19 protein-coding genes are annotated in these 20,981 nt (G+C 44.7%); 9 read left to right on the top strand and 10 right to left on the bottom strand.

The window, feature by feature from the left end:
- Positions 1 to 101: 101 nt before the first annotated feature.
- The 7 genes from DLM76_RS05100 to DLM76_RS05070 all read right to left on the bottom strand — a co-directional run bounded on the left by DLM76_RS05100 (position 102) and on the right by DLM76_RS05070 (position 7,849).
- Positions 102 to 527 carry an LIC_13387 family protein gene (locus DLM76_RS05100; protein ID WP_118964510.1) on the bottom strand — a complete coding sequence of 142 codons (426 nt, stop codon included), beginning with the start codon at positions 525 to 527 and terminating at the stop codon, positions 102 to 104.
- Between the two features lie 23 nt (positions 528 to 550).
- Positions 551 to 2,602: an AsmA family protein gene (locus DLM76_RS05095; RefSeq protein WP_118954652.1), complete on the bottom strand. Its 2,052-nt coding sequence runs from the start codon at positions 2,600 to 2,602 to the stop codon at positions 551 to 553.
- Entirely contained in the window at positions 2,599 to 3,561 is a 963-nt protein-coding gene (locus DLM76_RS05090) for an ABC transporter ATP-binding protein (RefSeq protein WP_118964509.1), read from the bottom strand. Before DLM76_RS05090 ends, DLM76_RS05095 begins: the two co-directional genes overlap by 4 nt.
- A gap of 21 nt (positions 3,562 to 3,582) precedes the next feature.
- Positions 3,583 to 4,566 carry an ABC transporter ATP-binding protein gene (locus tag DLM76_RS05085; RefSeq protein ID WP_118964508.1) on the bottom strand — a complete coding sequence of 328 codons (984 nt, stop codon included), beginning with the start codon at positions 4,564 to 4,566 and terminating at the stop codon, positions 3,583 to 3,585.
- Positions 4,563 to 5,606: an ABC transporter permease gene (locus DLM76_RS05080; protein WP_118954655.1), complete on the bottom strand. Its 1,044-nt coding sequence runs from the start codon at positions 5,604 to 5,606 to the stop codon at positions 4,563 to 4,565. The genes DLM76_RS05085 and DLM76_RS05080 overlap by 4 nt, the downstream gene beginning before the upstream one ends.
- Positions 5,603 to 6,613 (bottom strand): ABC transporter permease subunit, encoded by a 1,011-nt coding sequence (locus DLM76_RS05075; RefSeq protein ID WP_118955155.1) that lies wholly within the window; start codon positions 6,611 to 6,613, stop codon positions 5,603 to 5,605. Before DLM76_RS05075 ends, DLM76_RS05080 begins: the two co-directional genes overlap by 4 nt.
- 123 nt (positions 6,614 to 6,736) lie before the next feature.
- Positions 6,737 to 7,849: a lipocalin-like domain-containing protein gene (locus tag DLM76_RS05070; protein ID WP_118964575.1), complete on the bottom strand. Its 1,113-nt coding sequence runs from the start codon at positions 7,847 to 7,849 to the stop codon at positions 6,737 to 6,739.
- Here DLM76_RS05070 and DLM76_RS05065 point away from each other — a divergent pair.
- Positions 7,848 to 9,740 (top strand): hypothetical protein, encoded by a 1,893-nt coding sequence (locus DLM76_RS05065; protein ID WP_118964507.1) that lies wholly within the window; start codon positions 7,848 to 7,850, stop codon positions 9,738 to 9,740. The genes DLM76_RS05070 and DLM76_RS05065 overlap by 2 nt on opposite strands.
- A gap of 211 nt (positions 9,741 to 9,951) precedes the next feature.
- Here DLM76_RS05065 and DLM76_RS05055 read toward each other — a convergent pair whose 3' ends face one another.
- Positions 9,952 to 10,863, bottom strand: coding sequence for a CPBP family intramembrane glutamic endopeptidase (locus tag DLM76_RS05055; RefSeq protein ID WP_118964505.1), 912 nt, complete (start codon positions 10,861 to 10,863; stop codon positions 9,952 to 9,954).
- A gap of 240 nt (positions 10,864 to 11,103) precedes the next feature.
- Between DLM76_RS05055 and DLM76_RS05050 the strand changes: the two genes are divergently transcribed.
- From DLM76_RS05050 to DLM76_RS05025, 6 genes are read left to right on the top strand one after another with little or no spacing between them, the layout of a single operon-like run.
- Positions 11,104 to 11,841, top strand: a complete 738-nt coding sequence (locus DLM76_RS05050; protein ID WP_118964504.1) for a phosphoadenylyl-sulfate reductase — start codon at positions 11,104 to 11,106, stop codon at positions 11,839 to 11,841.
- An 8-nt stretch (positions 11,842 to 11,849) separates the two neighbouring features.
- Positions 11,850 to 12,755, top strand: a complete 906-nt coding sequence (gene cysD, locus DLM76_RS05045) for a sulfate adenylyltransferase subunit CysD (RefSeq protein WP_167450720.1) — start codon at positions 11,850 to 11,852, stop codon at positions 12,753 to 12,755.
- Positions 12,755 to 14,005 (top strand): sulfate adenylyltransferase subunit CysN, encoded by a 1,251-nt coding sequence (gene cysN, locus DLM76_RS05040; RefSeq protein ID WP_118954662.1) that lies wholly within the window; start codon positions 12,755 to 12,757, stop codon positions 14,003 to 14,005. The genes cysD and cysN overlap by 1 nt, the downstream gene beginning before the upstream one ends.
- 3 nt (positions 14,006 to 14,008) lie before the next feature.
- Positions 14,009 to 14,806 carry a uroporphyrinogen-III C-methyltransferase gene (cobA, locus tag DLM76_RS05035; RefSeq protein ID WP_118964503.1) on the top strand — a complete coding sequence of 266 codons (798 nt, stop codon included), beginning with the start codon at positions 14,009 to 14,011 and terminating at the stop codon, positions 14,804 to 14,806.
- The gene (locus DLM76_RS05030; protein ID WP_118954664.1) at positions 14,803 to 15,411 is read left to right on the top strand and encodes a precorrin-2 dehydrogenase/sirohydrochlorin ferrochelatase family protein; all 609 of its coding nucleotides are present in this window, start codon (positions 14,803 to 14,805) and stop codon (positions 15,409 to 15,411) included. Before cobA ends, DLM76_RS05030 begins: the two co-directional genes overlap by 4 nt.
- Before the next feature lie 38 nt (positions 15,412 to 15,449).
- Complete coding sequence (locus DLM76_RS05025) at positions 15,450 to 17,132, top strand: NADPH-dependent assimilatory sulfite reductase hemoprotein subunit (protein WP_118964502.1); 1,683 nt, start codon at positions 15,450 to 15,452, stop codon at positions 17,130 to 17,132.
- Positions 17,133 to 17,203: 71 nt separating this feature from the next.
- Here DLM76_RS05025 and DLM76_RS05020 read toward each other — a convergent pair whose 3' ends face one another.
- Positions 17,204 to 18,283, bottom strand: a complete 1,080-nt coding sequence (locus DLM76_RS05020) for an SMP-30/gluconolactonase/LRE family protein (RefSeq protein WP_118964501.1) — start codon at positions 18,281 to 18,283, stop codon at positions 17,204 to 17,206.
- The gene (locus DLM76_RS05015; RefSeq protein WP_118954667.1) at positions 18,276 to 19,196 is read right to left on the bottom strand and encodes a LysM peptidoglycan-binding domain-containing M23 family metallopeptidase; all 921 of its coding nucleotides are present in this window, start codon (positions 19,194 to 19,196) and stop codon (positions 18,276 to 18,278) included. Before DLM76_RS05015 ends, DLM76_RS05020 begins: the two co-directional genes overlap by 8 nt.
- Positions 19,197 to 19,258: 62 nt before the next feature.
- On the opposite strand from DLM76_RS05015, the gene DLM76_RS05010 reads away from it, so the two are divergent.
- Complete coding sequence (locus DLM76_RS05010; RefSeq protein ID WP_118964500.1) at positions 19,259 to 20,170, top strand: CPBP family intramembrane glutamic endopeptidase; 912 nt, start codon at positions 19,259 to 19,261, stop codon at positions 20,168 to 20,170.
- Positions 20,167 to 20,946, top strand: a complete 780-nt coding sequence (locus tag DLM76_RS05005) for a hypothetical protein (protein ID WP_118954669.1) — start codon at positions 20,167 to 20,169, stop codon at positions 20,944 to 20,946. Before DLM76_RS05010 ends, DLM76_RS05005 begins: the two co-directional genes overlap by 4 nt.
- Positions 20,947 to 20,981: the final 35 nt, after the last annotated feature.

Genomic DNA, 20,981 nt, shown 5'->3' with positions numbered 1-20,981 from the left:
GTTTTACGGTTCAATCGTAGTACTTCCGACAACATAATCTTTCACAGTCAATTGTCGAACGGAACCGATCCCTTCGAAAGAATATCGAATCTCAATTCTTATTATAATTTCTTTTGCAAGATCGCGATGCTCGCCAAAAGTGAAATCGAACCCAACGATGAAATCAGTGTCGGTGCCGCAAAGAAATAGAAAAAACCAGTAACCGAAAAAGCGGCGATACAAAAGAAAATCGGAAGCAAAAGTTTCAAGGTCGCACGTGGATCAGATTCTGCAAGATTCGATAAGAACCAAAGAAGGATCGTCAACGAAATCAAAACGATGCTCAGGTTCAAACTCATTCCCGAATAGAACTGATCGTATGATTTTGTAACGCCTTCCATTGGAATCTTTGTTTGCTGCATTGTAGAAATAACGGTAACCGCTTGCGGATTGGTCGTGTTGTATCGAGTAAAATGACCGATTGAATGTCCGATCGCAAAGATGAGCATCATAATGGCGGCGATCCGAATCAATAATTTTGGTTTCATGAATTCTCCAGACAATTTCGATTTTATTTTTTCTTGTTCTCTTCTTTGGATGAGAATAAACCTTTAAAGCCTTCCCAAGCATCTCGCACATATTCCGATACGACGGATCCGGCAATGCCACCGCCGTACGGTCCTCCCACAGGCGTGAAGAATGGTGCTAAGATGGTGCTTCCTGCAAAGACCGATCCCAGCCAAATCGGATCTATATAAGGAATCGATTGTTTAAAGACCCCTTTATAAATGATCGGAATTTTCAGAGCCTTGCCGACGATGTTCCCGCCCATTCTTAAATTCAGAAGAACGTCCACATTTTTATCGAAGCCGATGTTGCCCTTTACGTCCGCTTCCAAACCGTTACCTTGCAGTTTTAAGTTTTGAAAGTAGAATCGATTATTTTCGATTTTGAAATCCGATTTTAAAGAGGAGAATTCCACCTTTCTTCCGTCGATACCGTTGAAGGAAATGATTTTTCCAAGCGTATTCAAAACAGGAATCATAAAGTTCGCGTAACCCAAAAGTTCTCCGTTTAATATCTGCAGATTTCCGGAGCCTTCCATGTTCCTAAAAAAATCTCCCACAAAGTCCGGAGATTGATCGCGGACTTCCGTTACAAAACTGAATTTGCTGAACAAATTTCCGTTGATGATCCGATCGTTTACATAAGGCATGAGAATCCGATCCGTTTGAATTCGATACGCTTCTCCTTGAACCTCGAATCTGGACTTGAACGGATTTATTTTAGATTTTCCTAATATTTCTCCGTTGTAAATATATGCGTGAAAACTGGAAATCTGAATCCAGGGATACGTATATTTGATCTCCGCCTTTAAAACCGGGAATCTATGTTTTAATGCGTACACGTTTTTCAGATCGGCGCTGAAATAGAAAACGCCGTCCGGACGTTTAGGATCGTCGAACTTCTTCGTAAATTCAAATAACTTTCCGAGACGAAGTAAACTCTGATAATCCAGATAGTTTGCGGAAATTTGAAATGAAGAATTTGTCTTGTAGTTCCACAGAACAGTTCCTCTTGCACTTCCTTCCGCCACTCCGGGCCAAACCGCTGTTATATAAGGAAAATCTAATTTTTTATTCGGAATATCCAGACGTAACTCCAAATTCACTTTCAGATCGCCGAACGGATTCCCACCTTTGTATGCGAAGTTTTTCGCTTGAGCGATTACGTTGAAATTGATGGTTTCGTTGACGGCTTTGTTGATTTTGATCGTTCCGTTAAAGGTCGTCTTGGAAAAATCGGCGTTGGGAAAAATCGAAAGTAAATCGCGAAAGATGGAAAGAGAACAGTTGTCGAATATGATCGTCGCTTGGAATTGAAGTTTTTCGAGCGTTGTAGGAAACTCGTCCAACCCGGCGCTTCCGTAAATTTGGAAACTCTGCTCGTCCAATTTTCCCTGCAGAGTTATGTCGAGGGTATTTCCGTAAAAGGAAATACCGAAAGAGGATTTCCAAAGATAGATTCCATACGTCCTATTATGAGTATCGTCCTGATAATGAACGTAGAAATTCTCGATCTGAATGTTCTTTAATCCGATCTTGAGAACATCTTTCGGATTCAGAGGAGCGCCTGAGTTCGATGATGTAGGATCGAAGATTTTAATCGTCTGAGTTTCATGATCCTCTTTCGGATCTCCCTTTCCGTTTTGAAGAAACTCGATCAAATCGATAGAACCGTCTTTCAGTTTGTGAAGATTGATTTGTCCGCCTGAAATCGAAACGTCCCGGATCTCGACTTTTTGTCCTAACAGACCGAACCAGGAAATATCTATCTTGATCTGATCGCTGATTCCGATAATCAAATCGCCTTTTCGAACTTGCACGGAATTCAGCTCGATTCCGGGAAACGGAAAGAGAATCAAATCGGAAGATTCCACCTTTACTTCCAATCCGGTTTCCTTTTCGATTTCGGTTAATATAAAGTCTTTATAAAAATCCTGACGGGAAAGAATCGGTAACAGGGTGAAGAGCGCCAATGCAAGAACCTGAAACAACAGAATCGCAAGAAACTTGATTCGATTGCTGTATAAGAATTCTTGAATGCGCTTGAGGAATTTCATTTTCCTTTTTCCAACGGAAAGTGACACAAAACCTTTTGCCCGTTTTCGTTTTCTTTCCAAACGGGAATCTCCTTTTTGCAGAGATCCTGTGCGATCGGACATCGCGTGTGAAAGTGACAACCGGAAGGTTTATGAACCACGCTCGGTATTTCTCCCTGGAGCGGAGTTCGAATTTTCTTTCGATCGTAAACGTCGAACGTCGATTGAAATAAAGCCTTTGTATAAGGATGAGCAGGCGAAGAAACGATGTCCTTCGTTTTTCCAAGCTCGACGATTTTCCCCAAATACATGACCGCGATCCTGTCCGAGATCGATTTTACCACACCGAGATCGTGAGAGATAAACAAATACGAAAGCCCGAATTCGTTTTTTAATTCGACCAAAAGTTTTAAAACTTGAGTTCCCGTAGAAACGTCGAGTGCGGAGACCGATTCGTCACAGATGACAAACTTGGGTTTTAAAACGAGCGCTCTTGCGATCGCAATTCTTTGTCTTTGACCGCCGGAAAACTCGTGGGGAAATCTGGAAAGAATATCGGATGATAGATTCACTCTTTGCAGAATGTCTTTGATTTTGGATTCGGCTTCTTCGGTGGAAAGTTTTTCGTGAATTTCCAAACCTTCCATAAGAATTTCCGCAATCGTCATTCTCGGGTTCAGGGAAGAATACGGATCTTGAAAGATGATCTGAAGATTTTTTCGAAGCGGAAAAAATTCGGAAGAAGAAAGCGAAGAAATCTCCGTATCTTCAAAATGAATCGTTCCCGATTCGGGTTTTAAAAGTTTTACGAGACCTCTTCCCAACGTGGACTTACCGCAACCCGATTCTCCCACTAATCCTAGAATTTCGTTGCTTGCGATTTCAAGATTGACTCCGTCTACCGCGGCGATTCGATTCTTTTTAAATCCGAATCCGGATTTCGTGTAAAAACTGATGGATAGGTCTTTGATGGCGATCATGATTTCTTCTTCGATACGATCCTATTCTTTCGTTAAAAAACAAGCGGCCAGATGCGGTTCTTTTTCGGAGCGTACGGTAAACAATTCCGGTTTGGTTTCTTTGCACGAATTCATCACCGCTTTACAACGTGTGGAATAATGACAACCGATCGGGTATTGATCGGGCGAAGGAACGATTCCCTGAATCGGCTGCAAGTCCTCGACCGATTTGGCAAGCGACGGAATCGACGCGAGTAAATCCTTCGTATAAGGATGATTGGGCGAATCGATGACGGAATCGGTGTCTCCGATCTCGGCGATTCTCCCCGCATACATAACCGCGATTCGATGCGCGATCGTTCCGACTAAGCCGAAATCGTGCGAGATAAAGAGAATGGACATTCCGTTTTCTTTTTGAAGACGAAGAAGAAGTTCCACAAGCTGTGCTTGGATCGTTACGTCGATCGAGCTCGTAGGTTCGTCAGCGATGAGAAGAGTCGGATCGCACATCAACGCCATCGCGATGCTGATTCTCTGAAGAATTCCCCCGCTCATCTGATTCGGATAGGAATATAATCTTTGTTGAATATCCGTGATTCCGACCGAAGACAAAAGATACTTCGCTTTCTCGATCGCTTCTTTGCGGTTATCCGATATGTGCATCAAATACGCTTCGATCATCTGATCTTCGATCTTCAACAAAGGATTGAGCGCGGCAAAGGGTTCTTGAAAGATATAAGCGATTTCCTTTCCGCGGATCTTTCTCATCTGTTCGGCGGAAAGTTTTAAAAGATCGTTTCCTTGGTATAAAATTTCACCCGATCGAACGCGCGAAATGTTGGAAGGAATCAAACGCGTCAATGCGAGCGCGGTCAAAGACTTGCCGCAGCCCGATTCTCCGATCAAAGAAAGAATTTCACCGGGTCGTACGTCGAAACTCAAATTTTGAAGAACGGGAAGCCAACGGTTTTCCGAATAAAGATCGAGTGAAAAATTCTTAACCTGAAGCAAAGAAGAAGCGTTCATTCATACACCGCCTTTTCTCTGGAATCGAAAGAGTCTCTTAGTCCTTCTCCGATAAACGAAGTCAATAAAATCGTGAAGAAGAGCGCGGACGACGGAAACGTGATGAGCCACCATGCGCTCAATCGTTCCCTTCCTTGTCCGATCATTTCTCCCCAAGACGGGTTAGGCGCGGGAATTCCGTAACCGAGAAAGTCCAACGCGCTTAGAATGGAAATCGATCCGATCAGAGTAAACGGCAAGAATGTTACGAGGGGCGTGATCGCGTTCGGAAGAATGTGTCGCAGCATGATTCGAAACGAACTGACTCCCAACGCTTTTGCAGAATCCACATACGTCAGTTGTTTGAGTTTGTAGAATTCTCCGCGCATATAATACGAAATGCCGATCCAGCTCAACGCGCCGTATGTGATCAATAAAACCGTAAATCCTCTTCCGAAAAACGCTCCCACGATCAGAATCAAATATAAGAAGGGGATCGCGGAAAGAATTTCGATAATTCTCTGCATGAGAATATCCGTCTTTCCTCCGAAGTAACCCTGCATTCCACCGATCAACGTTCCCATTGCTAATTCAAGAAATACTAATATAAGTCCGAAGCTGAGGGCGTTTCTGTATGCGTAAAAAACCCGCGTAAAAACGTCGCGGCCCCGATCGTCCGTCCCAAGCCAATGTTTTCGATTGGGAGAAGAAGGAGGCGTTTCCCCTTCCTCCAAACTTTCCAAGTTGTCCTCGTTGTAGCCGTACGGAACGGGAGCGAATAGGATCCAATTGGAACCGGAGAGGAAATCGTCCCGTTTTGCGAGTTTTTTGTAGTTCGGCGGAGTTAGATTCTCCCCACCGAATTGAGACTCGGGATAAAACGCAAAAATCGGAAAATGCCATTTCCCCTGATAACTTACGATCAAAGGCTGATTGGTCGCGATGAGAGGCGCGAACAAGGAAATCACATAAGAAATCAATAATATATTTAAGGCATACCAAGCCCGTTTGTTAGCCCGGAATTTCTGAAATCGTTTTTTTAAGATCGGACTCAGAATCATTCGAATTGAATCCTCGGATCGATAAGGACGTAACAGAAATCGGAGAGAATATTTCCGATCAAGGAAAGAAGACTTTGAACCAATAAAAGTCCCATCATCAGATCCGTGTCTCTTTCCGTGACGGCTTGAAAACTCAAAAGGCCCATTCCGTCGATGTTGAACACGAGTTCGATCACGAGCGAGCCCGCGAAAATCAAACTGAGGTTGCTACCGAAGCCGGTCGCGATCGGAATCAAAGAATTTCGAAACGCGTGTTTGAAGATCGCTTCCTTAAAACTGAATCCCTTGGAAAGAGCGGTGCGGACGTATTCTTTCGAGATTTGTTCCAAGAGGGAATTCTTCATCAACAATGTGAGAACCGCGAACGAACCGGAAACGTAACAGATCACCGGAAGAAACATGTGTTGGATTCGATCGACGATCTTTTCCCAAGAAGATAAGGATTCGTATTCGTCCGAAACCTCGTGACCGAGCGGGAAGATCGATAATAATTCTCCCGAGGCGAATATATAAAGCAGTAACACGGAAAGCGCGAAGACGGGAATCGAATACGTGATTAAGATGATTCCGCTGGAAGCGATATCGAATCGTTCTCCGTTCTGAAGCGCCTTTGAAATTCCGAGCGGGATACAAATCAAATAGGAAAGAAAAAAACCGGAAAGACCGAACGTCAGCGATACGGGAAGTTTTTCCAAAATCAAATCCGTGACTTGCCGCGTATGAAGCCTGGATTCTCCCAGGTTAAAGGTAAGAATTTCTTTGAGCCAATAAAGATAAGCGATGCCGACGGGTTTATCTAAATGTAATCTTTTTTTGATGATGTCGATTTCTTCTTCGGAGATCGTTTTTGCGCTCCCGCCTTGTGCGTTCGCATATCCTCGGATCTTTGCGATTTCGGTTTCGAGCGGACCGCCGGGCGCAAAATGAGAAATCAAAAAAACGATAAACGTCATTCCCAGCAAAGTCGGGATGATGAGAAGAAATCGTTTCAGGAAATATTTTTTCATTTCGTTTCCGGTTCCCGGAAAAACAGTTTCGAGGAATTAGATTCTAAGACAAAGCCTTTTTCAAAAAAGAGTTTTAATTGTTAAGAGAAATGGTTTGAACGTTAGGTTTCGATTTGCTCGGCATCAATCGCGACCTCCTTTGAGTTCCAAATATCCGAAACCTTGAACGGATTTTCCGGCTCTCTTTCCTCGAACTTTTACCGCGCCTTCCCAATAACTGAATCCGGTTGTAGGTCTGGAATCGAATTCTTGATCTTCAAAGAAGGGTTCGATTATAAGCTGGAGAGTCGAATCTTCTTGTGTCGATCGAGTGGTCAGATTCCATACAAGAGGATATTTTTTATCGGTGCGATGACTTTTCCAAAAGGAAGAATCGTGTGAGAAAAGAATTTCTCCTTCCTTTTCAAATTTCGTTTTTTGTCCGGACTTCAATCGGAGCGTTCCGAAACTTTCCGAAGCCGAGCCTGGAGTTTCCCGAAAGTTAAAAGCCATCAGATCGGTTCCGTCCTCGAGTTGGATGCAGATCCAATCCCAAGAATTGGATTTGTCCGAAAGCTCCGCTTGTCTTGTGGAATCCAACGGACTGCTCCACTCATGGTCCATCCAAGAATTGCCGCTTTCGATCCGAATCTTTTTCCCGTTGAAAACGAGTTCTCCTTGTGTGGAAAGTCCGGGGATGCTGTAATAATACGAATAGAAATCGGGATTCTTTCTGCTCTTGATCGATTTCCCTTCGTCTCCGTGTATTAGAATATTTGAATCCTCTGCGCTGAGATGCAGATCCAGGGAAAGTCCCGGAACGTTTTTCGGTTTTGCAATCAGATGAAATTCCGTTTTTCCTCGGATCTCCAGAACGAAGTCGCCGCTAAAAATCCGTTTTCCGTCATAACCCGCCATTCCGCCTAACTTACGTTCGACGGCTTGCGCCGTTTCGTGTTTTTTGTTTTCCAAATCGGAGATCGCAAAGTGAACGGGAAACGCTTCCCTATTCTTACCGAAAATTCCTTTGAAAAAACTAAGTTCGTATCCGTATCGTTTGCCGTCCGATGAACGGATGATTCCCACGAAATAACACCATTCCACTTTATACGGAGAATGAAAGGAATGATCCTTGGGAAAAACGAAGGGCCGATCGTCCGCGTGAAGCGTAAAAAAAATCGGGAATAAGAAATAGATTCCGATTAGTCGATTGACCGTAATCCGAAAGAAGTTGTGATGATTCCTGAAATCGATCATGCAGTTTTTGAAGAACATCCGCGCGTCCGCAATTTTATCTCTGGGACTTTTTTTACCTCAGTTCGTTATTTTAGGAATCTATTTCCGAAAACTGTATCTTAAATTTATAACGTTTTGTCCGAATCAGAATTTTTTAACGTGGGACCCGGACGCAAGGTTGGTTACTTCGATTCGAATCGCGGAAGCCGTGCGTTCCCTTGACGCGATCACCGTTCTGAAGTTGATCTTTGATTCGCCGACTTGGCCGGTTCTCAGAAATATTCCCGAGGCTTTCCTCGTTTTGATGTTCGGTCCCGGAGGAACTCCGGTTTCGTTGTTCACGTTTGTGGAATTGATTCTTCTTTTTGGAATCGTTCCTTGGATTTTAAGGTCGTTTCACAAAAATAAAAGTTGGATCGCCGCAGCGATTTTGTTTCCGATCGTTTGGGCCGGGCTTTTGCAAAATCCGGGATTTATGCATTATTCCTTTTCAGGAATGCTGGAAATACAGGGCGGCCTTTTCTTTCTGCCAGCGATTCTTGCCTTTTGGAAGTTGTATCGAAATTCCGTCGAAAATCAAGAAGCGGATTCTCCCTGGTTTTTGTTTGTCAGCGCGAACCTTTTGTTCCATACGAAATATCCGTACGGTTATATCTTCGTTTTTTTCGGCTGTTTGTTTTTAACCGTGTTTCGTTTTCAAAAAACCAAAACGTTCCTATTTGTACTTTTGAATTCGTATCAAAACGCTTCCGCAAAGAATTTTTTCGGGAGAATCAAATGGGGCGCTTCGCTTCCGATCGTTCTTTCGCTCGTGCTGCTTCTTACCTCGATTTTAATTTCCAAGGATGCGTTTCCGGGAAAGACCAAAGCGCTATTGCGTTATGCGGGAGCGCTGCTCTTTTGGATCAGCATTAGCATCGTGATTTGGAAATTATTCTATTCGAAAGAAAATAAAAAAGAAATCGGCGTCGTCTGGAAATACTTTTGGACGTATGTGATACTTCCGATCGGTTCTTGGGTTTTATTGCATCCGGACCGATTTTCCAGTTCGAGCAGCACGATTCAACACGCACAAGGGGCCGGTTTACTGCCGGGACAAGGCGATGAATCGATCTTTAGCCTGACCTATTTTCAGGAAATTATCGAGAATTCTTTTTATGCTCCGCATGGAGGATGGATTCTGTGTGCGGGCTTGTTGCTCGGAATCGGATTCGGAATCTTTCGTTACCGCGAGAAGCGGGAAGTCAGCGCTTCGTTCTTTTTGTTTTTATCGATCTTCGTTTCGATTTTAGGACTTACGCTGATGACTCCCAATCATCAACCGCGACATATCTATCATTTGTATCCGGCTCTGTTGATCGCGATCGGAATTTTTTGTTACGAAGAATTTTCGAAAGAAGAATCCGCTAAAATTTTTGCCGCGGCGGTATATTCGTTATTTCTTATGTTTACGTTCGGGTATTGGAGTTGGAAGAATCATTCCGTTTGGGAAAGAACCAATCTCTGTTTTTCCGGCGTGGACCGTTCTTTGTTTTATACCGCCGACGATGCGGAAGAATTCTTCCTAAAAGAAGTAAGTCGTACTTCCGTTTTATGGAATTTGCTTCCGTTAGAACATCACAATCGACCGGATATTACGTTGTCTTTTTATAGAGCCGGTTTTCTGAATTACCAAAACGTCCGTGAAAAGAGAAAAAAAGAAGAAGTCGAATTTTTGAAAGCGCGCGCCTCCGAGGCGATTTCAACAACCTCCTCTCCGGTTTTCAAAGAGGATTGGTTCATCGTTGCAAAATCCTGCGAAGAGATCGAGGGAGGTCTTACGGAGATCTTAACGAAAGAATTGAAGTTCGCAAAGGATACGATGCAAACCCAGATTCGCGGGGCCTGCATCGTGAAGATCCGAAAAAATTAGATTTTTCGAATGTATTTTGCGACAGGGATCGAGCGGAAATACTGCGATGCGCCGTTCTTTTTCGAGGCGTTTTTTGTTTTGAAAAAGTTTTTATGGCGCTTCGCAGATTGAAGCGAGAGCCCGGTCCTGCAAAAATCCGGCTCGTCCCTCTCTACGGATCGTTCCGCAGGAGTCGCCCTGATTTTTACGAAAAGTCCGTTCTCCGATTCGATCAAAACAACTTGTCCCAAACATAAAGACCCGCAAAAAATTCCATTCCCGCCGCGAGCGCGATATGCGCGTAAAGACCGCCTCGGATCGAATGCGTTCGTATGCTCAAAGCTCCCATCAGCAAACCTCCGAAAAACGAACTGAGAATTTCTCCTCTCGGTTTTTCGAAATGAACCATCCCGTAAATCAATGCGCCCATTCCGACGGCGTGATACCGTCCCGCAAAACTCAAATAACGAATGATGAATTTTCTAAAAAAGAATTCCGTGAAATAAAACGTGGAAAGATAAACGATTTCGAAACCCAAAGTCGTGAACCAAGTTGCGTGATACAAAAGTTGTTCGTTGCTCAAAGGCGCTCGCGGATAAAATTCGCGAAAGCCGGGAACGAAAGATCCGATCGCCGCGATCAACAATCCGAGAATCAAGATCGGATAGTAACGGGGATTTTTCTTTTTGTCGAACGGAACCGGATCGGTTTTGTGTCTGTAAAAATCGTACAACAAGGGAATCGCGAGCAACGGAACGAAATGAACGAATTGTTTCGCGACCTTCCAAGACCAGTAGATCCATTCCCTGGGGAGATACATTAGAAATTTCTCATGGGAAAGATCCAAAAATTCCAGCACGATCATACAAATCCAAAATACGAAGAGAAAACCGGCGAGTTTTCCTTTAGCAAATCGGCTCCTTCTTTTTTGGGGAAGGTGAAAGTAGAAGAAGAGCATCAGCATTCCGTAGATGCAGAGCGTGGCGATCGTTTTTAGTACGGGGTTTTTGGAGGCAAGAAGGGGAAATCCGAATTCTTCGTTGAGAAAGAGAAGGAGAAAAACGCTTCCGTAAACTCCAAATAGGAGAACATAAATCGCTCGATTCTTCCGAAAGAATCCCTTGAGGATCGATAGGATTTCCATTAGGAATCGATTGGAGTAAAGGGGAGGATTCTTTCCAATACTTTCTAAATTTCCAGTAAGACTGAGAAATTGACGCTTGAGGATGCGCTATATCAAATATAGTTTACAAAAAATCCAATATATAGAACTTTGGCAAATAAATAGGTCCATTTTTTCTTAAATCTGGACTATTTCTTGGATCAATTATAAAATCAAGCTGGATGCGTGAGCCTCCAATTCAAGACTTAGATTATCACGAACATGAACCCGCAAGAGTTGGAACAAAAACTTGCGCCTTTGAGCCTGGAAGACGCTTTAGAATGGATCAGCAACGAGTATGGGGAAACTGCGGCCTTCTCCACGAGCTTAGGTCTTGAAGACCAAGTTATCACTCACGTTATATTCTCCCGAAATCTGAAAATCAGAGTTTTTACTTTGGATACGGGCCGCCTTTTCAACGAAACGTACGACCTTCACAAACTTACGAACGCAAGTTATAATAAAAAGATCGAAACGTTTTTTCCCGACACGGTCGCGGTTCAAAATCTCATCAATACGAAAGGGCCCGACAGCTTTTACGATTCGGTGGATAACAGAAAAGAATGTTGTTATATCCGAAAAGTCGAACCTCTCAATCGAGCGCTTGTCGGAACAAAACTTTGGATCACCGGAATCCGGTCGGAACAATCGGATTCCAGACATTCGCTCACGAAAGTGGAACTTGATTCTTCGCGTAATATTTTAAAGTATCATCCGCTTCTCGATTGGTCTTTGGAACGCACGCAAGACTTCATCGATACGTATCGGATTCCGGTAAACGTGTTACACAAAAAAGGATTTCCTTCGATCGGCTGCGCTCCCTGCACAAGAGCGGTTCAACCGGGAGAAGATATCCGCGCCGGAAGATGGTGGTGGGAAGAATCCAACCAAGAATGCGGACTTCACGTCGTCGACGGCAAGTTGGTCCGTCAAAAATCCGGTCCTAAAAGAGCAATATGAATTCAACTATGAATAGATCCAGACTTACACATCTCGAACAACTCGAAGCGGAATCGATTTATATTCTTCGGGAAACCGCTTCTCAATTTGAAAGACCCGCTCTTCTTTTCTCCGGAGGAAAGGATTCGATCACACTTGTGCATCTCGCGTTGAAAGCGTTTCGTCCCGGAAAGTTTCCGTTTCCTCTCGTCCACATCGATACCGGTCATAACTTTCAGGAAGCTCTCGATTTCAGAGACGAACTCGCTTCCAAGATCGGCGAGAAGCTCATCGTTCGTTACGTTCAGGATTCCATCGATCAAGGCAAAGCGGTGGAAGAAAAAGGAAAATTCCCGAGCAGAAACGGAATTCAAACCGTGACCCTTTTGGATACGATCGCCGAATTCAAATTCGACGCTTGCATCGGAGGAGCGCGCCGCGACGAGGAAAAAGCCAGAGCGAAAGAACGGGTTTTTTCCGTTCGTGACGAATTCGGTCAATGGGATCCGAAACTGCAAAGACCCGAGCTTTGGAATATTTATAACGGTAAAATCAGTCCGGGGGAGAATGTACGCGTTTTTCCGATTTCCAACTGGACCGAGTTGGACGTTTGGGAATACATCCGCAAAGAAAACATCGCTCTTCCTTCTTTATATTTTTCTCATAAACGACAAGTGATCTATCGCGAGAATCTTCTCTTCCCCGTTTCGAAGTTCATTACGATCGACGGAAACGATCGCGTGGAAGACAAGATCGTTCGTTTCCGCACGGTGGGCGATATGACTTGCACCGCGGCAGTGGATTCGCAAGCGGATAACATCGACGACATCATCCTCGAAATCCAAACGACTCGGACGACGGAACGAGGTTCCAGACTCGACGACAAACGTTCGGAAGCGGCTATGGAAGACAGAAAACGAGGAGGATACTTCTGATGGATTTATTGCGTTTTATTACTGCGGGAAGCGTGGACGACGGTAAGTCCACTTTGATCGGAAGACTTCTCTACGACAGCAAATCGATCTTCGAGGATCAACTTGAAGCGATCGAAAAAACCGCGCGCGGCAACAACGGTCAGATCAACTTGGCTCTTCTCACGGACGGTCTCAAAGCGGAAAGAGAACAAGGAATTACGATCGACGTCGCTTATAAATATTTTTCGACTCCGAAACGAAAGTTCATCATCGCCGACGCTCCGGGCCACGTTCAATACACACGTAACATGGTTACGGGAGCGTCTAACTCCAATTTGGCGATCATTCTGATCGACGCTCGTAAGGGCGTGATCGAACAAACATATCGTCATTCTTACATCGCATCGATGTTAAGAATTCCTCATCTCGTGGTTTGTATCAACAAGATGGATTTGGTGGAATTCTCCCAATCTCGTTACGAAGAAATCAAAGCCGAATATCTGAACTTCGCGTCCCGATTGGACATTAAGGATATTGAATTTATTCCGATCAGCGCTCTCAACGGGGACAACGTAGTCGATAAGTCCGAAAACCTTTCCTGGTATGACGGACGTACTCTTCTCAATCATCTTGAGGAAGTCTATATCGAAAGCGACGAGAACATAGAAGACGCTCGTTTTCCGGTGCAATACGTGATCCGTCCTCTTTCCGACGAACACCACGATTACAGAGGATACGCGGGACAGGTCCGCAGCGGAATTTTCAGAAAAGGCGATTCGATCACGGTTCTTCCGAGCGGATTTACGAGTACGATCGAAGCGATCGATACGTTCGACGGAGAAGTGGAAGAAGCGTTTCCTCCGATGTCCGTCACGATTCGTTTGAAGGACGAGATCGATATTTCCCGCGGAGATATGATCGTTAAGTCCGATAACCAGCCGATCGTTTCTCAGGATTTGGAAGCGAACATCTGCTGGATGGATTCCAAGGTTTTATTGTCCGGTAATAAATACCTTCTGCGTCAAACCACGAATTCGGTAAAAGCGATCGTAAAAGAAATCGAATTCAAGGTCGCTCCCGACACTCATGAAAAACAGGACGCGTCGAAAGGTCTTACGCTGAACGAAATCGGTAAGATCAAAATCCGCACCGCAAAGCCTGTGAGTTTCGACGAATATAGAATCAATCGTTCCACGGGAAGTTTTATACTCGTGGATGAAGGAACCAATTCCACCGTCGGCGCGGGAATGATCACCGGAGTCGGAGCCTAATTCGTGTTAAACGCCGATACGAACAAAGATCTTAAACCCGGCAAGGTGTATCTTGTGGGAGCCGGACCGGGAAATCCGGAGGATCTTACTTTACGTGCGTATCGAATTCTAACCAATGCCGAGGTCATTTTGTATGACGCGCTTTTGGATCCTTCTTTTCTGGAGATTTTTCCGAAGTCCGCCGTGGTTCATTACGTTGGTAAACGTTCCGGCGCTCATTCCGCAACGCAGGAAGAAATCAACGAGCTTCTTCTTTTCTACGCTTTGCAAGGAAAGAATGTGGTTCGTCTGAAAGGAGGAGATCCTTTCGTTTTCGGAAGAGGCGGCGAAGAACTCATCACATTACTCAATCATAATATAGAATACGAAATCGTTCCCGGAGTCAGTTCTCTGAACGCGGGTTCGTCCTTTGCGGGATTTCCTCTGACTCACAGAGGTTTGTCCCGCCAGGTTTTGATCATGGACGGGCATACCGTTCTGAACGAGGAAACCGATTGGGAATGGTTTGCCAAGTTCAAAGGAACGATTGCGCTTTTTATGGGGACGACCTCTCTTCCTAAAATTGCGAAACTTCTTTTGCTGCACGGAAGCGATCCTTCATTACCGGTCGCTCTTGTGGAAAATGCGTCGCTCGAAAACTGCAACGTTCAAACCTGCACGCTTCGGGAAGCGGCCGATTCTTACTTTGAAAAAAAGACGAAAGGTCCGGGTATCATCTATATCGGAAAGGTCGTTCAATTTTTGGAAAGAACCCGTTTCGCACAATTTGTCTCCGAAACGCTGGGAGGCGAAGAAGAATGAGCCGTAAATATCCAGCGTTTTTGAATTTAGAAAATAAGAATGTTCTTTTGATCGGCGGCGGCAAGGTCGCTCTCGAAAAATTACCGCATCTCTTGGATGCGGGCGCTAAGATCACGTTGATCGCCTTGGAAACTTGCCGCGAAGTCGCGCAGATTTTGGAAAAACATCCCGAGATCAAAGTAGAATACAGATCCGTCGAATTTTCCGATCTTCAAGGACGGGCCTTGGTTTTTTCCGCGACGAACGATTCCGATTTGAATCGAAGACTCAGCGATTACGCGCATTCTTGGAAGATTTGGATCAACTGTGCGGACGATCCTTCGAACTGCGATTTTTATTCCGCAGCCGTATTGGATCGCGGTCCTGTACGCGTTGCAATTTCCACCGAAGGAAATTTTGCGGGTTTGTCCGGAGTCGTTAAGACGACATTGGAAGAACTTATTCCCGACGAGCACGAAGAAGAACTGCAGGAGTTGATGCGGCTTAGAAAAGAATTGAAGTCGATTCTTCCCGATCCCGAAAAAAGAAAAAAGGTTTTGAAAGAGTTGTTGCAGACTCTGAAAGAGGATTATTTCAAAATCCCCGCGGAACCCAAACGTATATAACGAAATCATAAACCCGAAAAAGGAAAAAGATCCAAGCCATGTCAGAAACAAAAGAATTATCACCCGTAGAAGAGATTAAGCTGAACTCTAGAAATCTAAGAGGAAAAATCGCCGAAGGCATAGACCAGAACATCGATTCCTACGAAGAGGACGAGAAACAGCTTTTGAAGTTTCACGGACTGTATCAACAGAAAGACAGAGATCGTAAAAAAGACGAAAACGGAAACGATATCGAAGCTCCTACCAGCTTTATGATTCGGGGTAGAATTCCCGGCGGAAGATTGTCTTCCGAGCAATACTTGGTTTGGGACGAACTGGGAGATAAATTCGGAGGCGGGGCGATTCGTTTAACAACGAGACAATCGGTCCAGCTTCATACGCTGAGAATTTTTCATCTCCGCGACGTGATGAAAGCGATCCACGAAGTGAATCTTTCCAGCATGGGCGCCTGCGGGGACGTTGTGCGTAACGTGACTCAAGCCGTAAATCCTCTCGGTAAAAAGGATCTACAACTGTTGGACGGAGTCGCTCAGCTTTTATCCGATCATTTTAAATATAAGACGAACGCTTACGCCGAAGTATGGTTAGGCGACAAACAACTCAACAAAGACGAAGAGGATCCGATCTACGGAAAGACCTATCTTCCTCGGAAGTTTAAGATCGCAGTAACTCTCGCGGGAAACAACACAGTGGACATCTACGCGAACGACATGGGTTTCGCGGCGACTTTATCCGCGGACGGAAATATCGACGGTTATTTCGTGTTTGCGGGCGGCGGTTTCGGAATGACCCACAACAAACCGGAAACGTTTGCACGGGCCGCAAGTTTGCTCGGTTGGATTCCTGAAAGCGCATTGATTCCCGTTGCGGAAGCGATCGTAACCGCTCACAGAGATTTCGGAGATAGAACGAATCGCAAACACGCCCGTTTGAAATACGTTCTCGCTGAAAAAGGCGTGGAATGGTTCAGAACCGAAGTGGAATCCCGTTCTAAGGTGAAACTTGATACGAATAAGGCGCTTCCGACTTGGACCACTCCTTCTTATTTAGGATGGCATGAAAGAGAAGACGGAACTCTTTCTCTCGGGTTCCACACTCTTGCCGGAAGAATCAAGGATTTCCCCGGAAAACCGTTGAAGTCCGCTTTGAAAGAAATCATCGGAAATTACAAACTCGGCGTTCAGATCACCGCGGATCAGGATTTGATCCTTCTCGGAGTTGAAAAATCCGACCGTACGAAAATCGAAGCAAGATTAAAAGAATTGAATGTAGCTTGGGAAAGTCCTTCTCCGCTTTTTGATCGCGCACTTGCTTGTCCTGCGCTTCCGACTTGTGCGCTTGCGTTGACCGAGTCCGAGCGTTCCTTTCCGGAAGTTCTGAACGGAATTCAAAAGGTTTTGGACAAACTCGGATTGAGCGACAGAGCTCCTGTGGTTCGTATGACCGGTTGTCCGAACGGATGCGCAAGACCGTATTCCGCCGAAGTGGGAATCGTCGGTCAGATGGCCGGAGGAAAATATTCCATCTTCCTCGGAGCGGATTCGGAAGGAACCAAAGTGGGGGACTACGTAGCGAAAAAAGTTCCTCTTGCTGAAATTCCGAACCAACTCGAAAAAGTGTTCACGCTTTGGAAGAACGAAGGAAATCCCGGAGAAAAGTTCGGCGATTTCGTAAACCGCTTCCCGTTGGAAAGATTCAGAGAAACCTTAGGATCTATGTAAGAATCAGCGGCGCGATCCTCGGAAAGCGTCGCAATCGAAAGATTGCAGAGGTTTGTAAAGCTTCTCGAATATTAGAAAAACTGAATTTCTTCGATGATCGGTTTCATTCTCGCGATTTTACCGATGGTCGAAGAAACCAAGTAGATACTCCCGCCGTGGTTCAATACGGCCGTCACGCCGTTGATCGAAGAACCCGAGAAATCCTGATAATTTGCAGTAATATCACCGAAGTCGTTCAACGCGAAGATCAACCCTCTCGGTGTGTTTCTCGCAAAAAGAAACGTAGGAAGACCGGATAACAGATTTTTGATATAAGGATATTCTTGAACCCGATCCAAAACCTCGTTTCGATAATACGGAATTCCGACCCAAAACGAACCACCGTTTCCGGAAATCAAACCTGGAATTCCGGGAATGTTGGTAAGAAAGAACTTCTCCACCCCTTTTTTCGGACCGTACAAAGGAACCGAAGAAACCCTGTGACGGAACGGTTCGGTAACGAGCAGAAATTGTTCGTTGGAAGACAATGCGATTCCCGTCGGATAAAACAATTCTTCATTCAATATTTCTAATGTATTCGAATTCTTATCCGCGACGAGAATCATTCCGTCGGGAAGGGAGGAAAGTTCTTCTAAAAAGGATTCGTTCCAAGAATGCGATCGGCTCGAAACGGTAAAATAAATTCTCCCGTTTTTGGAAACGTCGATCCCGTGCGGAAAACGAAGCGCCGAGCCGTCCGGCAGTTCGGAAATCAACGTCCTTTGAGAACCGTCCTTTTTGATCTCCACGATTCCCACTTCCTCGACGCAGACCAAAAGATTTCCGGAGGAATCGAAAACCATTCCCAAAGGTCTTCCGTTCACGACCGCAAACGGTTCCACCTTTTCGTTCGTGCGGATACGCATGATTTTATTGTCCGCGGTTCCCGTATAAACGTAACCCGACGTGTCGATCGCGATTCCGTAAGGACGGTTTAAGGATTCCTTATGAATCCATTCCGATTCCAAAAGATAATTGTTCTTACCCGGATCAAAGGGAGAATCCACCAGATATTCTTCCGTGTTCTTATACGATCTGAAAAACAGAAATGTAGTAAACGCGAAAGACGTGAGTAAGAATACGCCGATAAAAAGTAGAATTCGTTTAAGCATGATCTCTAAAGACGGGTCTTTGTCTTTGATTGAATCTTCTGACTTCGAAGTGAAGATGATTTCCCGTCGCTCTTCCCGTTTGACCGACTTCTCCGATCTTTTGACCTTTGCGGACTCTTTCTCCCGGCTTGACCGAAATGGAACTGAGATGTCCGTATAACGTCTCATAGCCGAGTCGATGATTGAGCACGATCAGATTTCCGTAGCCGCCCTTCTTATCCGAAAAGGAAACTTCTCCGTCCGCAGAAGCGTACACGGGAGTTCCTTCGTCGGCAGCGATGTCCAATCCGCCATGAAAGGTTTCCTTTCTCGTAAACGGATCTTTCCGTTTTCCGAAACGGGAGGATACGATTCCTTCTTCCCCTAAAGGTCTGTAAAAAGCGACTCCGTAGAAAAACGACCTTTCCTCTTTCGGAAGTCCTTTTCCCGGAATGAACCAAAGTTCCTTTCCTTCGTCAAAGGAAATAAATTTCTCGGAGAGGTTGTATTTCTTGGAAAGTTTTTTCCGAGCCGCGGAAGAATTCTCCCGTTCATCCGAATCGTAAACTCCCCGCATATTCGGAATCAGAAGTTCCATTCCGGGATAAATGTCATACGGAGAAGACAAGCTGTTCACCGAAGAGATCGTATCGATGTCCATTCCGGTTCGGGCCATGATCTTGAAGAAGTTGTCCTCTTTCTTTACTACGTATCGATAAAATTCGAGGGATGTTAGGTCGGATCGTTCCAAATTGGAAACGGAGATTCTCAGATTGTTTTTTACGTCTTCTCGGAGTCGTTTTACGGATTGATTGTTGTAATCTAAGTTTTTGAGAAGTTCCGGTTTTTGACGGGAATCGATCGGACCCTCTAAAAAAAGCAGCGCAACGGCCGCGGTTATGAATCCGATTGGATACCGAAGAGAACGTTTCATGGTCTTATACGTGTAGAATCGGCCGATTCTAAAAAAACAATGACGCAAAAAAAGAGACAGAAATGCTTGTAACCGAGACTCCCGATCCAATGGAATCCTTAGAAAATATCGGCAATCCGCAAAAGAAACCCTTTGAACCGGTTTTTATCGCCTTTCAACAGCTTCTCGTTTTGATTCTTGGAACATATATCCTTCTTCCTTTGATCGCGACTTCGATCGTTCTTACCGTTTTAATTTCGAAAGAACTTCCGAGCGACTTTCCGTATCTCGACGGGGAAACAAGAGCGGAAATTTATAAACAGACCGCCGAAAAATTTCAGAAAGAAATCCAAACCGATACGAAACAAATCTATCATCGTTATGTCGAAGTGATGGTTAAGGAAAAACCCTGGCTTTTGATCGTGGACCGATTGATCTGGGCTCTCTGTTTTATTCTTCCCGCGTATTTTATTTTGGTGAGATTCTTCAAAGCGGAATACGCCAATCTCAGCGATCCTTTCGATTTCAAGACGATGTTTACCGGAGCCGGACTCGGCGCGTTGGTCTTTTTATTCGTAATCGTATTCGGTTTTTTTCTCACCAAAGTTTTCGGAAAACAGACTCCGAACGAATTTCAAGAGGCGCTTTTCAAAGAAATGAAAGGGAATCGCGCCTTATTACTCTGGTCGCTTTACAGCGTAGGTTTGATCACTGGAATCGTGGAGGAAGTTTTCTTCCGCGGGTTCTGTCTGAAACAATTCCAAGCCCGCGGTTTGGAAATGCCCGGTCTTTTATTTACGTCCGTCGTTTTCGGTTTGGTTCATTACAGCGGACAAACATCCGTGAGCGTTCCGATTCTTCTCAGCTTTGTGGGAATGTTTTTCGGACTTTTTTATCTGAGAACCGGAAATATTTGGTATTCCATTTCCGCGCACGTTAGTTACAATTCCATCATGTTGTTGATCGCTTACATCAAAGGAGGAGAGATTCAGTGAGTCGTTTATATAAACTCCTTCCGATCGGAATCGTTTATCTTTTGACGGTTTATTCTCTGGGAGCTTCCGAGGTTATCGAACTCGAAGGAAACGTGGAAGAAAACAACATGAAGGTTTCTTCGGCGTTGAATAAGTTCGCGGAAGGTTCGGTGAAGTTCAGCAAGAAGACCAAAGGATTCAAATATCATTATACGAATCCTTGGTATTCCCGGTATTCGTTTAACGTTTATTTGGGAGAATTCGCAAAACGCGACAATGTCAGCATTATGCGGATCGAAGCTCCGAAAAACGGAATGGAAAAGGTGTTTCGGAATTACTTTAAGGAAGAATTACAAAGAAAGGATGCCGCCGGAATCGGCACTCCTTCTTCGGGAACGAATCCGGATGATAAGATCGAAAAGCTGGAAAAAAAGTCCCATATCGTTTCCCAAGGTTTGAACTTGATTTCTCCCGCGTTTTCCGTTTTATACAATTCCCGAAAATCCCCGGTTTATACTTCCGGTGATACGTTTTCAAGAACGTCCTTTTATCTGCTTTCCGATTTGTTGATCGGCGGTCTTGCGTATTACTTTGCGATGAACAGCATTCCAAAAAAGAGCATGATGGATAATCTTCTCAACAAAGAAGGTCCGAGCGGGAACGTATTCGATTCCCCGTATGGGGGGATTTTCGTCGCTGCTCTTGTGGTTCCAAGATTGTATCGGATGACGGGAGCGATCGAAGATACGACGACGCATAACCGTTTGGTGGAATTGTCTTACACGTATAAATATTAAGTTTTTAGAATTTCTTTTTCGAAAATAAGATCGCC

This window comes from Leptospira yasudae, from assembly GCF_003545925.1.
Classification (GTDB): domain Bacteria; phylum Spirochaetota; class Leptospiria; order Leptospirales; family Leptospiraceae; genus Leptospira; species Leptospira yasudae.
This window is presented reverse-complemented; position numbering and strand designations above follow the sequence as displayed.

Bases quoted from the DNA above. Each gene is read 5' to 3' on its own strand.
- DLM76_RS05100 (WP_118964510.1), bottom strand. From the start codon at position 527: ATGAAACCAAAATTATTGATTCGGATCGCCGCCATTATGATGCTCATC.
- DLM76_RS05030 (WP_118954664.1), top strand. From the start codon at position 14,803: ATGAGCCGTAAATATCCAGCGTTTTTGAATTTAGAAAATAAGAATGTT.
- DLM76_RS05025 (WP_118964502.1), top strand. From the start codon at position 15,450: ATGTCAGAAACAAAAGAATTATCACCCGTAGAAGAGATTAAGCTGAAC.
- cysD (WP_167450720.1), top strand. From the start codon at position 11,850: ATGAATAGATCCAGACTTACACATCTCGAACAACTCGAAGCGGAATCG.
- DLM76_RS05050 (WP_118964504.1), top strand. From the start codon at position 11,104: ATGAACCCGCAAGAGTTGGAACAAAAACTTGCGCCTTTGAGCCTGGAA.
- DLM76_RS05010 (WP_118964500.1), top strand. From the start codon at position 19,259: ATGCTTGTAACCGAGACTCCCGATCCAATGGAATCCTTAGAAAATATC.
- DLM76_RS05070 (WP_118964575.1), bottom strand. From the start codon at position 7,849: ATGATCGATTTCAGGAATCATCACAACTTCTTTCGGATTACGGTCAAT.
- DLM76_RS05090 (WP_118964509.1), bottom strand. From the start codon at position 3,561: ATGATCGCCATCAAAGACCTATCCATCAGTTTTTACACGAAATCCGGA.
- DLM76_RS05055 (WP_118964505.1), bottom strand. From the start codon at position 10,863: ATGGAAATCCTATCGATCCTCAAGGGATTCTTTCGGAAGAATCGAGCG.
- cysN (WP_118954662.1), top strand. From the start codon at position 12,755: ATGGATTTATTGCGTTTTATTACTGCGGGAAGCGTGGACGACGGTAAG.
- DLM76_RS05080 (WP_118954655.1), bottom strand. From the start codon at position 5,606: ATGATTCTGAGTCCGATCTTAAAAAAACGATTTCAGAAATTCCGGGCT.
- DLM76_RS05020 (WP_118964501.1), bottom strand. From the start codon at position 18,283: ATGCTTAAACGAATTCTACTTTTTATCGGCGTATTCTTACTCACGTCT.
- DLM76_RS05015 (WP_118954667.1), bottom strand. From the start codon at position 19,196: ATGAAACGTTCTCTTCGGTATCCAATCGGATTCATAACCGCGGCCGTT.
- DLM76_RS05095 (WP_118954652.1), bottom strand. From the start codon at position 2,602: ATGAAATTCCTCAAGCGCATTCAAGAATTCTTATACAGCAATCGAATC.
- DLM76_RS05075 (WP_118955155.1), bottom strand. From the start codon at position 6,613: ATGAAAAAATATTTCCTGAAACGATTTCTTCTCATCATCCCGACTTTG.
- DLM76_RS05085 (WP_118964508.1), bottom strand. From the start codon at position 4,566: ATGAACGCTTCTTCTTTGCTTCAGGTTAAGAATTTTTCACTCGATCTT.
- DLM76_RS05065 (WP_118964507.1), top strand. From the start codon at position 7,848: ATGCAGTTTTTGAAGAACATCCGCGCGTCCGCAATTTTATCTCTGGGA.